13 protein-coding genes are annotated in these 15,252 nt (G+C 60.9%); 1 reads left to right on the forward strand and 12 read right to left on the reverse strand.

All coding sequences use genetic code 11. The features are described 5' to 3' along the window. Positions 1–13 precede the first annotated feature (13 nt). Positions 14–1,828, forward strand: coding sequence for a PglL family O-oligosaccharyltransferase (locus EV678_RS09330; protein ID WP_130459342.1), 1,815 nt, complete (start codon positions 14–16; stop codon positions 1,826–1,828). Here EV678_RS09330 and EV678_RS09335 read toward each other — a convergent pair. From EV678_RS09335 to EV678_RS16475, 12 genes are all read right to left on the reverse strand, one after another. Continuing rightward, a complete protein-coding gene (locus tag EV678_RS09335; RefSeq protein ID WP_130459343.1) occupies positions 1,773–2,897 on the reverse strand; it encodes a tetratricopeptide repeat protein in 1,125 nt (374 codons plus the stop codon). The genes EV678_RS09330 and EV678_RS09335 overlap by 56 nt on opposite strands. Positions 2,898–2,907: 10 nt before the next feature. Continuing rightward, positions 2,908–3,714 (reverse strand): ExeA family protein, encoded by an 807-nt coding sequence (locus tag EV678_RS09340; protein ID WP_235832442.1) that lies wholly within the window; start codon positions 3,712–3,714, stop codon positions 2,908–2,910. 49 nt (positions 3,715–3,763) lie between these two features. Then, the gene (gene mshL / locus EV678_RS09345; RefSeq protein ID WP_235832443.1) at positions 3,764–5,455 is read right to left on the reverse strand and encodes a pilus (MSHA type) biogenesis protein MshL; all 1,692 of its coding nucleotides are present in this window, start codon (positions 5,453–5,455) and stop codon (positions 3,764–3,766) included. An 8-nt stretch (positions 5,456–5,463) separates the two neighbouring features. Further along, the gene (locus tag EV678_RS09350; RefSeq protein WP_050804269.1) at positions 5,464–5,853 is read right to left on the reverse strand and encodes a hypothetical protein; all 390 of its coding nucleotides are present in this window, start codon (positions 5,851–5,853) and stop codon (positions 5,464–5,466) included. Continuing rightward, a complete protein-coding gene (locus tag EV678_RS09355; RefSeq protein WP_014236391.1) occupies positions 5,850–6,503 on the reverse strand; it encodes a hypothetical protein in 654 nt (217 codons plus the stop codon). Before EV678_RS09355 ends, EV678_RS09350 begins: the two co-directional genes overlap by 4 nt. Beyond that, the gene (locus tag EV678_RS09360) at positions 6,500–7,198 is read right to left on the reverse strand and encodes a hypothetical protein (RefSeq protein WP_014236390.1); all 699 of its coding nucleotides are present in this window, start codon (positions 7,196–7,198) and stop codon (positions 6,500–6,502) included. Before EV678_RS09360 ends, EV678_RS09355 begins: the two co-directional genes overlap by 4 nt. Before the next feature lie 9 nt (positions 7,199–7,207). Then, positions 7,208–8,155: an agglutinin biogenesis protein MshI gene (locus EV678_RS09365; RefSeq protein WP_130459344.1), complete on the reverse strand. Its 948-nt coding sequence runs from the start codon at positions 8,153–8,155 to the stop codon at positions 7,208–7,210. Positions 8,156–8,222: 67 nt separating this feature from the next. Continuing rightward, on the reverse strand, positions 8,223–12,857 hold the full coding sequence (locus tag EV678_RS09370; protein WP_130459345.1) for a DUF6701 domain-containing protein: 4,635 nt from the start codon (positions 12,855–12,857) through the stop codon (positions 8,223–8,225). A gap of 26 nt (positions 12,858–12,883) precedes the next feature. Next, on the reverse strand, positions 12,884–13,360 hold the full coding sequence (locus EV678_RS09375) for an agglutinin biogenesis protein MshP (RefSeq protein WP_130459346.1): 477 nt from the start codon (positions 13,358–13,360) through the stop codon (positions 12,884–12,886). Beyond that, positions 13,357–14,181 carry a type II secretion system protein gene (locus EV678_RS09380; RefSeq protein ID WP_130459347.1) on the reverse strand — a complete coding sequence of 275 codons (825 nt, stop codon included), beginning with the start codon at positions 14,179–14,181 and terminating at the stop codon, positions 13,357–13,359. The genes EV678_RS09375 and EV678_RS09380 overlap by 4 nt, the downstream gene beginning before the upstream one ends. Next, the gene (locus tag EV678_RS09385; RefSeq protein ID WP_130459348.1) at positions 14,178–14,771 is read right to left on the reverse strand and encodes a type IV pilus modification PilV family protein; all 594 of its coding nucleotides are present in this window, start codon (positions 14,769–14,771) and stop codon (positions 14,178–14,180) included. Before EV678_RS09385 ends, EV678_RS09380 begins: the two co-directional genes overlap by 4 nt. Then, positions 14,758–15,234, reverse strand: a complete 477-nt coding sequence (locus EV678_RS16475; RefSeq protein WP_165397495.1) for a prepilin-type N-terminal cleavage/methylation domain-containing protein — start codon at positions 15,232–15,234, stop codon at positions 14,758–14,760. The genes EV678_RS09385 and EV678_RS16475 overlap by 14 nt, the downstream gene beginning before the upstream one ends. Positions 15,235–15,252 lie beyond the last annotated feature (18 nt).

Raw genomic sequence — 15,252 nt, forward strand, 5'->3', positions numbered from 1 at the left:
CGCAGCCGCCCCGATGTCCTTTTCCTATCAGCGCCATCTGCAGTGCAGCCTGTTCCTGGTCGGGGCCATGGCCTGCCTGCCCTTCCTCAATCCGCACCACTACAACCCCATTCCCTCCTTTTATGCGGAGTGGTGGGCCGGCCTGCTTGGCCTGTTGGCCAGCAGCCTGTTCCTGCGGGAGCCGGCACGCCAGGATCTGCGCCTGCCCCTGGGCGCCCTGATTCCCTTTGCCCTCATTGCCCTGTTCCTGTTTCAACTGGTTGCCGGCAAAGTCCATTTCCTGCACCAGGGACTGCTCTTTTGCCTCTACCTCATCTGGGCCTGCCTCATGCTGCTGCTGGGCCGGGTGCTGGTCAGGGAAGCCGGCCTGGAACGCCTGACGCAGACGCTATCCATCGGCTTTCTCTGCGGCGGCCTGATGAGCCTCCTCATCGTCGGCCTGCAGTTGTATCGTCCCGACTGGCTGGGCCTGGAATTCATTTTCCCCACCCGCAATGGCCAGGTCTTTGCCAACCTGGGGCAACGCAACCAGTTCGCCGACTATCTTTGGCTGGGCGTCCTCTCCGCCATCTATCTCCAGGCCCGGCAGCGCCTGCGCCTGTGGCAGTTCCTGCTGGCCGCCATACCCCTGGCTCTGTGCGCCGTCTTCACGGCCTCCCGCTCCGTCTATCTGTACATCGCAGCCACGGCCATCCTGAGTTTTGCCGTGGGCTATCGGCAGTCCGACTTTGCTTCGATTCGCAGAGGTACCGGGTGGGTCATCGCCGCCGCATTGCTGGTGGAGCTTGCCAAGCACTTCGGCAACGTGAGCGACGTTGCCATGGTCACGGCCGGTGAGCGCCTGTACAGCGACCCCGGCGGCATTTCCACCCGTTTTGCCTTGTGGCTGATCGCCTGGAACAGTTTCCTCCAGGCTCCCCTGCTGGGCGTCGGCCTGGGCGGTTTCTCCTGGCAGACCTTCGTCCTGGCCGGCTCCGTCCCACCGGGCAGCCTGCCGGGTGCGGCGGAACACGCACACAACCTTTTCGCCCAGCTGCTGGCCGAATTCGGCATCGCCAGTTTGCTGACCCTGATGCTCGTCGGCGTGGCGCTGTGGCGCGAATTCCGGAAGCAGGCATGGGGGCATGGGCATTGGTGGGGACTGGCCGCCATCACCATCATCGGACTGCACAGCCAGCTGGAATACCCCCTGTGGTACGCCTTCTTCCTCGGCCCCATGGCCATCCTCCTGGGAGCGCTGGCCCCCAGGCCCATTTCCATAGACCTGGGCAAGCTCGGTCCCCGGGCAATGGCGCTGCTGCTGCTGGCCGGCATCTGGGTCATGGGCAACCTGTATCGGGACTATTCCCTGCTGGAGGACACCATGCACTGGCGGGATATCGACACGACCCAGCAGGCCTCCTGGCCGGAAGTGCATACCCGCTTGAGCAAGCTCTACGGCGAGTCCCTGTTCCCCCACTACGTCCAGCTCTACTACGCGCTGGCCGCCCCCATCAGCCCGGACAATCTGGAGGAAAAACTGGCAATCACCGCCGACAGCCTGTTGTTCTCGCCGGTGGATCGACTGGTCTTCAAGTACCCGGCCCTGCTGGCCCTGGCCGGGCGCCAGGATGAGGCCCAACAGATGCTGCAGCTGGCCATCCTCGCCTATCCCGCCCGGGTGCCAGCGGCACTGGGTCAGGTTCGGGTGCTGGCCGACAACTATCCGGAAATCAGGACGCTGGCAGCTTCCCTGGAAAAGGCCGAGGCGGCCGCCAGGCAGCCCCCCGGATTCAGCGCAGGCGCTGCTCCACAAACGCCGCCATCTCCGGTGTCAGGGAACCGCTAGCCCGGGCCGTCTGGAAGGCCGTACGCGCTTCTGCCCCGTTGCCCTGGGACTCCAGGGCTAGGCCAAGGCCGATCCACCAGCGGCCGTCATTGGGGCTGAGGCGCAAAGCCGCCCGGTAGTGCTCGGCGGCATCCTTGCCATTGCCCAGCCGCTGCAGGACATTGCCGGCCAGCCCCTGGTAATCGGCGTTGTTGGCACCCGCCCCCATGGAGGCCTGCAGGCTCTGCCAGGCTCCTGCCGCATCCCCCTTTTCGATCTGCAGCCGCGCCAGGGTCATGGCCCATTGATAGCGTCCGGGCTGAAGTTGTACCGCCTCGGACAGCAACTCCCGGGCCTCATCATAGGAACGCTGCTCCAGCAATGCTTTGAGTAGCAACTGCCGGGCGGCTGCGTGAGTGCCATCGACCTTCAGACAGGAGCGCAGTGCATCCATGCCGGACTTGAGCTGTCCCTGGGCCAGCAGGGCAGCACCGCGCCGGTACTCGGACTCGGCACGCTCCTGGGGAGTGGCCTGCAGGGGCGTTTTTTCGATGTGAACAGGTCCATCCCGCGTATCACCTTTGCTCGCAACACTGGCAGCAACCCCGCTCGCAGCTTTGGCAGGGACGGCTTGTGGCACGGCCACAGGAACTGGTGCAACCGCAGGGCTCTCCTTCGCCAGCGGCACACTCCGGTTTTCCTGGGGAACGGATGATTGCCGCGGATGGGGCATCGAAAGCACATCCGACAGCCGCAAGGGCATGGGCTCCGCGGCAGCTGGGGCCGGTACCGGGGCCTCTATCGGCACGCCGCCCCCCGCGGATGGGGCAACCGCGGGCTCACCCGTCGGAATTCCAGGGGGAGAGACCACGGCCACGGCCACAGGCGCTGCCCCACCTTGCGTTGCCAAAGGCAGGTAAAAATAAATGGCTGCCGTCGTCAGGGCGATACTGCCGCCGGCGATAACCCAAGGCAGAATGGAAGAACGACGGCTCGGAGGAAGGGAACGTACCTCGTTGGGCAGGGCCCGCTGCACTTCTCCTGCCTGGCGCTGGTCCAGATCCTGCAGCATCTGATTGATCAGGCTCATGGCAACCTTTCTACCACCAGAGACGGAGCGAGCGGGTGCCTTCCGTATCCCGGGCGGCAGCCTTGATGTGCTTACCCCTTACCTGGAAGTGTCCCTCGCCGAATACGGCCAGCAGGGCCTTGTGGGCCAGGATGTTGATCAGGCGGGGCGTACCGCGGCTGGCGCGGTGCAACCCCTTGATGGCGCCGGAGGAAAACAGCTCTTCGCCCCGATAACCGGCCACCCGCAGGCGGTGGGCCACGTAGGCCGCCACCTCGCGACGCCCCAGTCCGGGCAGGCGGTAATGGAAGGCGATCCGCTGTCGCAGTTGCCGGATTTCCGGCATGCCCAGTTTTTTGTCCAGCTCCGGCTGTCCCAGAATGACCCACTGCAGCAGTTTGCGTTTTTCTGTTTCCAGATTGGAAAGCAGGCGCAGGGCCTCCAGACTCTCCAGCGGCATGGCCTGGGCCTCGTCGATGCAGACCACGGTGGACTTGCCCTCCCGGGCGATATCCAGCAAACGCTTGTTGAGGGACTTGAGCAAGTGGTACTGATCGATATCCGGCGCCACCTTCAACCGCAATTCCTCAGCCAGGGCCAGGTAGAGGGTACGGGGCTCAAGGTTGGGGTTGGGCAGATAGGCGGTAACGAACTTGTCGCCCAGATTCTGCAGGAGACGGCGGCAGAGCAGCGTCTTGCCGGTGCCGACCTCCCCGGTGATCTTGACGAATCCTTCTCCCGCGCGAAGCGCCACCAGAAGGGTATTCAAGGCCTCCTGGTGGCCGGTGGTGGCGTAGACAAAACTGGTGTCGGGCGTAATCCCGAACGGATACTCCACCAATCCGAAATGCTTCAGATACACAGCGCCCCCCCGGCTCCGGCAGATGTCATTGGGGCAGGGTTCTCCGGGGATCGAAATCGTCGATGCGGGACTGGGTGTTCTGCAGATCGGACTGCCAGTCGGATTCGTTCTGGATAACCGTGGGCTTGAGCAGGATCACCAGCTCCCGCTTGTTCAGGGCCTTGGATTTCTGACCGAACAGGTTGCCGAGAACCGGGACCTGATGGATACCTGGCAGACCGTTACTGGTATCGGACTGGTCCTGGGTCATCAAGCCACCGATGGCCACGATCTCCCCGTCGCGAACCCGCACGATGGTATCGGACTCGTTGATCCGGCTGGTGGCCAGGGGCAGGGTCATGGCCAGATCCGTACCCAGGCTCAGACTCTTGTTCTTCTCCGTCACCACGCTGATGGAGGGGTGGATGTGCAAGGTGATCAGGCCACTCTCGTTGATCTGGGGCGTCACATCCAGGGCAATGCCGGAGAAGAACGGCTGCAGCGTTACCGTCGGGGTGGTGGTGGTGGTGGTGGAAGCAATGGTGGTGGAACTGACGTTGGTCACATAGTATTCGTCGGTACCGACCTTCAGCACGGCCTTCTGGTTATTCAGGGTGGCGATGCGGGGGCTGGACAGCACCTGGGTATTGCCCTGGGTCTCCAGGAAATTCAGCAGCGCGGCGAAGCTCTTGGTGCGGAATGCCAGGCCGAAGAAACCGTTGGTACCAACCGACCCCAGATTTCCATCGGTCCCCGGACGAATGGAAGCATTGTCAGAGGTCAGCGCCCCTGACGGAGACAGGGATGTGCCATTGGCAGCCACGCCAATGGTCGTGTGGCCACTGAAGGACGCCCAGTTGATGCCCGACTGATAGGCATCGCTCAGGGCCACATCGATGATCTTGGCCTCGAGCATGACCTGGCGCTCGATAATGGCCTGGGTGGCCCGCAGATACTGCTCCACATTGCGCAACTCACCGGGCATGGCACGCACCAGAATGACGCCGGAGTGGGAGTTGATGATGACACTACGCCCGTCTTCCGTCCCGACGATGGCTCCCAGAGCCGTCTTCAATTCCGTCCAGAAGTCAGCATCCTGCGAGGTGTAGACACGGCTACTGTCCTGGGCGCGGGTTGCGCCGGCACCAGCACCGGTGGTGCCGGAGGCAGTGGCAGCCTGAGCCTGGGCGGAAGAAGTCGAACTGCCAGAGGAACTGGCACCAGGGGAAACCACACTGATGGAACTGGAAGTCACCCGCACATCGCTGGAACCCTGACGCCGGCCGGCCAGGTAATTAACCTGGAAGACCCGGGTCTGCATCGCATTGGACATGACGGTGATGCGATTGCCCTGCACCCGGAAGTCGTAACCATACAGGTCCCGCAGGCTTTCCAGCGCCTCCCGCAGGGTGACATTTTTCAGATTGACCGTGATCGAGCCCGCCACTTCCGGCGGCACCAGCATGCTGTAGCGGGTACCGGAAACCAGCGCCATGAAGACCTGGGACGCAGGAGCATTGGTCACCGCCAGGTCAAAGCGAGGCTCAGCCGGCGGCGCCTTGGGCACATCCAGTTGCAGCGGCGGCAGCAATGCCTGATTCACAGCATCGGCACTGGCGGAGCGATTGGCATCCACCGCACCTTTCATCTCGCTCTGGATACGCTCATACGTGGCACCCGGTTTCCCTCCCGAGGTAACGCAACCGCCGAGAAACAGGGAGGCCAGAATGCCGATCAAGGCTCGCTTCATAAATTACCCCTTTGGTTCCTGCGCCCGACGGGCTTGGGAACTTCAACTACCGTCTTCTTGTTCACATCGGGAGTCATGCGTAATACCTCGCTCCCCAAAGGCCCTTTCAGGACCACTTCATTTTCTTTTATCTTGACCAGAATGCTATCGCCCACTTTGCCGCCCAGGGGGACCATCGCACCGCTGATGACTGCCACCGGAGTTCCCTGCCGGCGCAGCACGACTGACTGCAGGACGGGGCCGGACACCGCCGCACCGCCTTCCGGAGAGACATGAACCCAGGCCTCCGGTGGCCGGGTAGGATCAGGCAGAGCACTATCGTCAGCGATGGCAGGCATCATCGCCAAACAGCCACCCCAAAACACCAGGCATTTGATTCGTGTCATAGGACCAACCACGCCTTATCCAGGCTGAGGGTATAGACCCGCAGGGTCAGAATGGAACGGGGATACACATCAACCTTCAGTTCCGCCCCCTCCCATAGCAGCCGCTCCGGTGCCGACTCCAGATCGGCCAAATAGCCAAGGAGGTCTCCATAGCTGCCGGCCAGGCGTATCTCGATACCGTGGCGGTAAAGATTCAACTCGGGAGTGCTGGCAGCACTCGGACCATCGATGGCCGGCACCGGCGCCACGGTACGCAGACCCAGCATCTGCAGGCTCTTGCGACGCCCCATCAGGCGTTCCAGCAGGGCCGGAGCAGCCTGGGGGGAAACGAGGGTGCCATCAAACGATTTCAGTTGTCCATCCAGGTTGGTAACCCGGCTCTTCAGGGTCTGCAGAACCTGGGCGCGATTCGCCGCACTGTTCGCCAGTTCCGACTGCACATCCTTGAGCTGCAGGGAAAGGCTGGCCGCCTCGCTTTCACGCTGCTCCGCCAGGGCAGTCTGAGCCCGGACCCGAATCAGAGGAGATGAAAGCAGCAAGGCATCGCCAACAAACAGCACCAGAACAACAGCAGCCACCGCTCCGATGGTCCTCTCCCGCTTGTTGCGAGCATCAAACCATGCCAGCCAGGCCAAAAACTGCCCCTTCATTGCCCACTCCCCTTGCTCTCGGTTGCGTCCCGCTCCCCGGCAGAGGAAGAGCGCAAAGGTTTCAAGACAAAATTCACGTAATTCTGGGAAGGCCTTGCGGCCGGCTCGGACGGTTTGGCGGCACCAGCCTGCGGCACATCGGGCGCATCCGGCAGGCGGACATCCAGAGCGGCAAACTCCCGTCCGACAAAAACCGGCTCCCGGTTGAGGCGACGAATGTATTCGGGCAGCAGGGACTGGTCCGTCATGCGCCCGCGAATTTCCAGCCCTTTACCCCCTGCCCCCAGGGAAAAGCCGGTAAGCCACAGACCAGGCAAGGATTGACGGGCCAAGCCGCGGAAATAATCGGCAAAACCCTGGCCCTCCTTGGGCGAACCCTGCTCCAGCAAGGCCAGCACCTGTTCGCGCTCGGTCACGGCGCGCTGCAGGCGGGATAGTTCGGCATCCTTGTCCACCGGGACCTTGGCGGCCGCCAGTTGCTGGCTGGCCTCCTGCAGTTTTGCCTTCAACTGGGAGACAGATTGCTCAGCAGCCCTGGCCCGTTCAGTGGAAGACGCCAGACGGTAATGGGTCACGCCGGCAGCAACGAGGAAAAATACCAAAAGACCGGTAACAGCGAGGGCCAGATTGCGCCCGGTAATCCACTCTTTCTCAGGAAGCAGGGAAGGATGGAACAAATTAATTTGCTGACTCACACCACCCCCTTAACGCATCGCACAACCGAGCAACTTCAGGCACTGGGCCTGACGCTCGGGATGGCGCAACTCGGGAATACCCGGGAAATGCAGAACGTTCTGCAAGTCCAGGGTTTCGACCGGCACATAAACATTGGGGGCCAGGGTGGCCTTCAGCCCATCACCACCGGGCACCTGGGCCAACCAAAGCTGCCCCATGGGGACGAAACTATACTGGCGATCAAACGTGTCCAGGGTCCGCTGGACCTCAAGCACGATGCGGTCGAATAGCTGCTCACGACGTTCGTCCGCAGCCCCTTCCAACGCCTGGCGACTGACATCGATGCGGCGGCTGACATACAACTCGCCCTGAGCGCTGACCGTCAGCAGGCCGCCATCATCGTCGAAAGTCAGGAGAGCGACGGCCCTGTTGTCCTTTTCCAGCAAGGCGGCGATATTGCGCTGCCCCATATCGGGAACATCAATGGCTTCCAGTTTGAGTCCGGCGCCGGCCACTGCCGCAGCCAGCGGCGACAGCACAGCATTGGCCGCAACTACCACCAGCACCTGTTGCGCCCGCCCACTGCCCTGCTGACCGGGAACATCCAGCACATCCAGGGTTGCCGCCTCTACGGGATAGTCCAGCATGTCCTTGATCTGCCAACGCAAGGCTTGCCGCCGCTCGTCGAGAGGCACACTGGGCGCCTCGACCTGCAACACCTGGAAGTCACCGGAATTGAGCATGACCACGCAACGATGGGAATGCAGGCGCTTTTCCTTGCGCAAACGCTGCAAGGCCCCCTGCAAATCGCCTCCCGTGGCGTAGGACTCGAGCAGAACGACCTCGGGCATCTGTCCGGGAGCCTGCTGCACATGGGCCAAATCCACCCGATCCTTCAGGCAATTTATGGCCAGCCAACCATCCGACCGTTTGGCGGATGCGCTAGAGATAGAGGGGGCGGACAGGGAGATGGACATAGACGTCTTGATATTTCACTAAAAGATAACAATATATGGGCCTAATTACTATGAATTTTTACCCACATCAGTAGTTCTCCCGGTAATACAGGTAGGCCCCCCGGTTCAGGCCAAACGCCGCTCTGGCTGACGGATCCCGGTCAAACAAGGCACTGCCATCCCAACGCCCTGTCATATAACTCATGGCAGCAGAGCTAGTTGCCGCACAGTTGGCATCGCCCCCCAAATCCACACAGACACGGAAAGTGGAGCGCAAACCGGGAGAGGCAAAGCGCAAGCGCCCCTTGCCTGAGGCAACCTGCGTCACGGTTGGCGCCCCCAGGGTCGCAGAGGTGTCACCAGCCACCCTGACCGAGGCTACGTTGGCTGGCTGAATCGCGGTGCAGTTGTCCTGGGCATTGAGCACGAAGGCCAGGCCGTTCCAGAACCGGGCTTCCATGCCGACAGACAGGGGCAGCAATTCGGAGCCATAGGCCGTCGTCAGTTGCAGCAAGCCGAAACGGACCGCCGTCGTCGCCAACTTGGCCCGCTCATTGCTGCCGGACTGGTCGGCATCCAGATTCAGCGCCGTCGCTGCCAGCGAAACACCATCCTGGTCCCGGGGAACTGCGCCAATGGTGAAGCTCGCGTAGGGCCCGTCAGCGGTTGCCGCGCGATTCAATACGAGGTTGCCGGTAATCGTTGCAACCCCGGCACACCACCGATTGGTCGGAGACCCGCTGCAGGCAGTAGAGACTGTGCCGGGCGTAAAACCGAGGCGGGTTCCGCCCCCCCCGGGAAAGACCGTGGCACTCCCGGTGGCAGGATTATCCAAGGCCCAGAGATTGAAGTTGTTGCTATCCAGGGGGGTGGCGCCGGCTGCCGCCAGCCAATTACCCATGGTCAAGCGGGAATAGCCGCGGCCAAAGTCGTAGTTCTCCGTAGTAGAACCGCCAACAGCCTTGGCCGCTATGGAGAAGCCAAGTCCGATGGGTTCCCCCATATAGGTGAAACCATCCAGGTTCCGGTTGCTGCAGGTCGTCAGTTCGCTGCGGTTATCAAGAGCAACGGCCGACAACTCGAAATGATCGGGGATGAAACGCCCCCAACTGGTGGCGGACGGCGTCCCGATGTTGCAGCCGTACTTGCCGTTACTCAGCGTATTGGAGGTGCTATTGACGATACAGTCATCCCGCCCGTTTTGGTCAACGGTCGTGAAGGTATTATCGATCAGCGCATCCACCGGCAAGGAGAAATAGCCAACTTCCCGATACTGACAGGTACCACTGGCAGTTCCCGAAGAAGTGTCTGCCGCTGAAAACGCGCACGACAGGGGTGCAGGGGAAATGGCACCACTACTGGCCACATCGACGACATTGGCGGTGACGATACTGGGGGTTCCGCTGTAATTGCTACTCGGACTGGCCGTCGCCGAAAGGGAAAAATCTGAGCCGGCCTTCACGGTCATGGCTGCACCGGCCCCATTGCTTGAAGCCACCAGATCCGTGCTGCCAACCTTGGCTGTAACGTTGGTCAGCGAAAGGGGGCGGATGGCAAAGGTATCGGAGGAGCAGGCAGTGGTCGTGCTGTCCTTCATCCGGACCAGGACGTTGCTGTAAGCCGAATTGATCTTGAAAGTCGGCGACAACTTGAAGCCCTTGTCGGTCGAAGTAAACGACATCGTCGTCGAGGCAAAACTGGACTTGGCCGAACAAGTTGCCGCCTGGTTGGCCGTCGTACTGTTGTCGATCAACTCCACGGTGACAGTCTTGTTGGAGGTCAGCGCGTAGTTGGAGTCGATACCGGTCCCAGCACTATTCAAGACGGCGATATTCAATGCGAAATCAACGCCGACAAGCTTGGTATAGATGTGGGCGCCGGCCTGCTGCACATTGATATCCGTTCGGGCCATGGCGCTGTCGATGGCATTGAATCCGCTTGCTGTAGTGCCATTGGGCGGGATGATGGTTTGAGCGCAGACCCGCAGACCGGATATTTCATGGATATTGGTTGAGGACCCGGTGGAGCCGGTAAAGGATATCTGCCAGTTGTCCGGCACCGGGACCTGGGCAGTGGTCGGGGTAAAACCTGGGGCATAGGCATCAAAGGGGGCCAGAAGATTTACATAACCAGTGGTCGGACAAAAATCGGTACTGCAACTGGTATCCCGATTCACCTGAATCTGGGCCGTCTTGTTGGCTGTCGTGTAGTTTCTGGCGTCAATGACCACTTGATAGTAGTACCCGCGGGACGCCACCGAGGATGTGCGGTTGTCAATGGTATTGCTTCCGCTCTGCACTGCAGAGCGGGCCAGATAGGGGTAGCCCAGGCTGTAGAGATTGGCCGGCGTAGTCGCAGCGTACGAACCGCGTACGGCAACCACTTGGCTGAAGTAGCCCGGTCCATCTATACGCCCCTCAGTGGGATTGGTGTAGTTGCCAAACTCGTCGAAGCCGACGCCGATCCAACCTCCGGCAAAGCCAACGATCCCAGACTTCTGTGCATACCCCAGAGAACCACCAAACGCTCCCGGATTCGGCGCCACACTGTAATCGGACAGAGTGACGGCCAGACCATCCGCACCGCTACCGTTATAGGCAAACTGCCGGAATTCCACGGATATGTAGTTACCGGCCGCAGGGAAAATGGCCCCCAGGGTTGCGGAGGTAGCCTCGTTGGTATTGTTGTCCGTCAGGCGCAAACGGCCACTGACAAATGACGGCGTATAACTGCGCGGCCCCAGCGTACTGACCGTCCACTTGGAATTGAAGATACCGGAGGTCAGATTGGAACCGGTGAAACTGTCGCAATAGCAGGTGACGCCGGACGGGACAAACGGGGGAACAGAGCACTGCCCCGGATTGGGAGAGCCGGGCTGGCCGGTCACGAAACTGCCGAACAGCGTAAGCCCGGACAGGCTGACGCTGTTCGCCGTATAGGAACTCAAGGCCAGCACCGGAGATGTCCACGCACCGCTGGTGTACCTGCTTCCAGCGAAAGTGGACACCTGGGCCCCACCCAGAATATCGGCAGCAACAAACTGGAAAGTTGCATTGTAGGACCCGCCGCTGGGTAGGGAGGTAAGAGTGTCTCCGGTAACGCCAAGAGTCCAGTAGCGATTCACATCCATCAGGGGATTGATACCGGAGGTGTTGATCTGGGGATGCTGTCCCTTGGTCGTGCTCCCGGTCAGGGTGCCGCCGCCGATACCGGCAAACCAGGGGAAGTCAATGGTCATGGGGGCATAGGCGCTAGTATCGCCAATGGGATAGATGCAGGTGGCGTTATAGGGCGGGAAGCTCAGGCGCAGATTGCCGATGACGTAGCTGGCGGCGCTGCCGCCGCTGATGCTGGCCGGGCAATAGGTTCCGGTAACAGCCAGCACATAGCTGCCGGCAGTGATGTTTCCCGAAGTCAGGGTCAACGTGCCGGGCACCGTGACATTGCGGCTCAAGGTCACACCGGCGCTGTTGTTCATGGTCATGTTGCCCAGGCTGGAATCCGAGCTGCCGCCAATGGTCTGGGCCGAGGTGCCATTGAAGATCCAGCTGGTATTGGGCAGGGCGATACTGCCGTTATTGGTCAGCGCCCCCTTGATGTTCAACGTCGAGTAGTTGGATGAAGAAACCGTGCTGCCGCTATTGACGGTAAAGTTGGTCACCACATTCTGGCTGTTGTAGAACGTGGCGGCCTGGGTACCCGCTTTCTGAAAAACCAGATTGGTGACGGTCAGCGCATTCGAACTGGTCAGGTCGCCACCGACATTGAAAGTCGTAGCCGTTAATGGCGCATTGGAAGTGGCAGTCCCGCTCACCGTCATGGTGCCGGCCGCCAGTCCGGCGGCACCGCTGTTATTGAGATTGCCACTGACGGAGAGGGCAGTGCGCACTGTCAGCGGACTACTACTGGTCACATTCCCCGTCACCGTCAGATTGTCGACGGTAAAGGCTGACCCCGTATTGGAAACGCTACCGCCGGCAGTAATGTCGAAACTGCCATTACTGCCGTTATCCAGGATGGAGCCGGAATTGGTGATATTGCCATTCACCGTCAGCGCCCGCGTCCCAGTTCCTGTCTGGGTCAGGGAGCCGGAATTGATGGTCAGAGAGGCAACCGTACTGCTGGTGTTGAAGGAAACCGCGTGGTTGTTAATGGTGGCGCTGTCAATACTGGTAGGGGGGCCGTCACCCGAACTTACACAATTCCAGGTGGCGGCTGCACTCCAATCCCCTGCATTGGCTGAAACACAGTTTCGTGGAGCCACAATAATGGCGCCAACTAACGTATAGGTTGGACTCGCACCGCTAGAACAGCCATCATTGTCGTAGGCGATCGCATAGACGTTGTACGTCCCTGGCGATGCAGGGGCAGTGATATTGAACGTCTCGCTGTAACTGCCTGAAGAATTATGATTTGGATTGTCATAACAGGCATATGCGGAGGCGGCAGGCGCCGATGCCGCAATAGCCCAACGTGTACCACGCCAGCGGGAATTGGACCACCAATCGGAATTTGTAGTTACGCTCACCGTCAGTGAGACCGTGGCCCCGGAAGCAACGACAACACTGCCGGCAGAGTTCACCGTGGCCCCAGTAATAATCCGATCCGCCCACGCGAGGTCAACGACAAAAAATGAGGCGAGAACGAGCAACAGGCACTTAAGTGCCTGCATCCATTGCCCCAAGAAACTGGACTGAGTTCGCCTCAAAGCGGTCTGTTTCATCTCGACACCTTAGTCATTCATCTGCGCTACGGACACGCTGGCGTCACACCATCAACTACACAGCCGGTGGTCACCGTGACTTTCCGTTCCACATAGTCATTACCAACGGCAGCGGTATCATCACAAGAGCCAGAGTTGGGAACGTTACAAGCCGTTGACGTGATCTCATAGACCCTAACGGCGGAACCACTTTCGTCGTCACTGGCAACACGTGTGCAGACCACACTAGCCACAAACCCGGCAAGCTCCGTCCCGGCAAAAGCAATGTCGGTCCCGGCGCCGCACTGACCGCCCCGCAACAACTGAAACAGCCCCCACTCTGCCCCAGCCCGGGCCGCCTGGTATGCCCGCGCCCCTTGCACATCCTGGGCGCTGCCCCGGTTCTGGGCCGAGGTCAGCCACAGAATGTAGGTGGACAGGGCGGCAAATAAAATCAGCAGGAACACCGCGGCGATGATCGACACCCCACGTTGCCGCTGGCGACCAGGCAGAATCGGCTTCATGGCACGTTGCTCACATGCACTTGATGCAACAGGGTCACTGACTCACCGGCTTCCTCCAGCGTCAGGGACATGGAAACGACGCCCATGCGGGTATTGGCCACATTGGCATCGTAGGTCATGGTGCAGGCATTGGCGCGATTGGCTACCCGATCGGCAAGCAGTACCGGCGCCACGCCGGGAGGGGTGGGCTGAGCCGTCCCCACCAGGGCGTAGCCCGAATAGCGGCGCAGCAACCCGGCATCCGGATTACATTCATAGGTCACGCGCTGGTTCACGATGAAGAAGCGGGCGCCGGGAGAAGGAACCGGAAAACGGAAGGCTGCAAACTGAACCACGCCGGCTGGGGTAATGCCCGTGATGGGCACCATATTGTTGCCGGTATAGGCATCCGCCCCCGAACCCGTCCCCAGATTGGCAATGGCGACATGGTCCCCCGCCTGAAAGACCGGTGGAGTGCCCAGCACGTCGAAGCCGTTGGTGTCCGCAATGCCAAATTCCAACGGATTGCCACCACCTGCAGCAGTCGGATCGGTACGATAGCGCCCGCCAGCCCGGGTCTGCAGAAACTCGAGGTAACGCACGTTACCGACTGCAGTTACGCGGATGCTGTTGGGCAGGGCTAGGCGTAAATCCCGCGCCATGCGGCGCAAGGCGGTGTCCGCAGTGTCCGTCAGACGGGCCCGGCGCTCCGTATCGAAATAGCCTTCGATGGGAATCCGGATGAACATGCCCACCAGCGAGCCGGCAATCCCCAGCAGTACCATGGCGACAATGGCTTCGATCAGGGTGAAGCCCCGCTGACGATGACGCGCCTGACTCATGGCGACACCCGCGGCGCATGACGGGTACGGAAACCATCGAGGCTGATCCACGTGTTGTTGGGCCCCGTCACCGTGACATTGACCAGCAGAGACTCCGTCGCCGAGATGCCGGCGATACCGAGTTCAGAAATGGTCACCGAGGCCTGATAGCCTGCGGGTGCGGCAATACCGGAAGAAAGATCGGTTGCGGCAATGTTCTTCGGCGTACCAAAGGCATCAACATAATCATTGACGTTGTCGAACGGACGCGCCTCGGTCACTCCGGAGAAAGTATCCGGCCCCACACTCTCGATCAGTGCGGGAGTGCACTGGGCCGTGTTGGTGGCCGAAAGAAAATTGGGATCCTGGGGTTGGCAAAAGGTGAATCCGGCGGAGGTGATTTCTTCCATCAGGGATTCGGCCAGGGCCAGGGCCTGCTTTTGTGGCAGGGGGTCGGCGCTAAAACGGATGGCTGTGCTCATGGCCGAAAGCAATCCGGCCACGCCGATGCCGACCACCAGCAGGAAAACGATGGTTTCAATAAGCGTAAAGCCGCCCAGGCGGCGGCTCACGGAACAACCAGAAGGAATCGGGAGCTCAACGATGGACATAGCCGCTTTCGCCTTCCACCGTCAAAGTGAAACCGCCCTCCTGCCCGCTGACGTTAACGGTCACGCTGGTTGTCGGCGACAGACGCCCCAGAGGATCGAAATTCAATTGCATCGGCGCCAGCACCACACCATCGGGAATCGCCAGAATGTAATCGCCCGAGGCATTGGGATGGGCCAGGGAAGTATTGCAGGCATCGCCGGAGAAGGCTGACTTGCTAACACTGACCGTTGCCCCCGCCACAACCACACACACCTGCCGACGCTGGGCGACGGCGGTGCGGCGGGCATCCTGCAACAACACCTGCAACTGGTCGGAAAACCCCCGCCCTTCAAAGCCATGACGCCCGGTGAACCTGGGCGCCGCATAGGCCGCCAGGATACCGAGCACGATCATGACCACAACGAGTTCGGGCAGGGTAAAGCCCCGGGAGGAAGAGAGGGGGCACCGGCCGTAGCGGACCATCAGGCCCTCCTCTCCATC

The organism is Azospira oryzae (genome assembly GCF_004217225.1).
In the GTDB taxonomy this organism is placed as follows: Bacteria; Pseudomonadota; Gammaproteobacteria; order Burkholderiales; family Rhodocyclaceae; genus Azospira; species Azospira oryzae.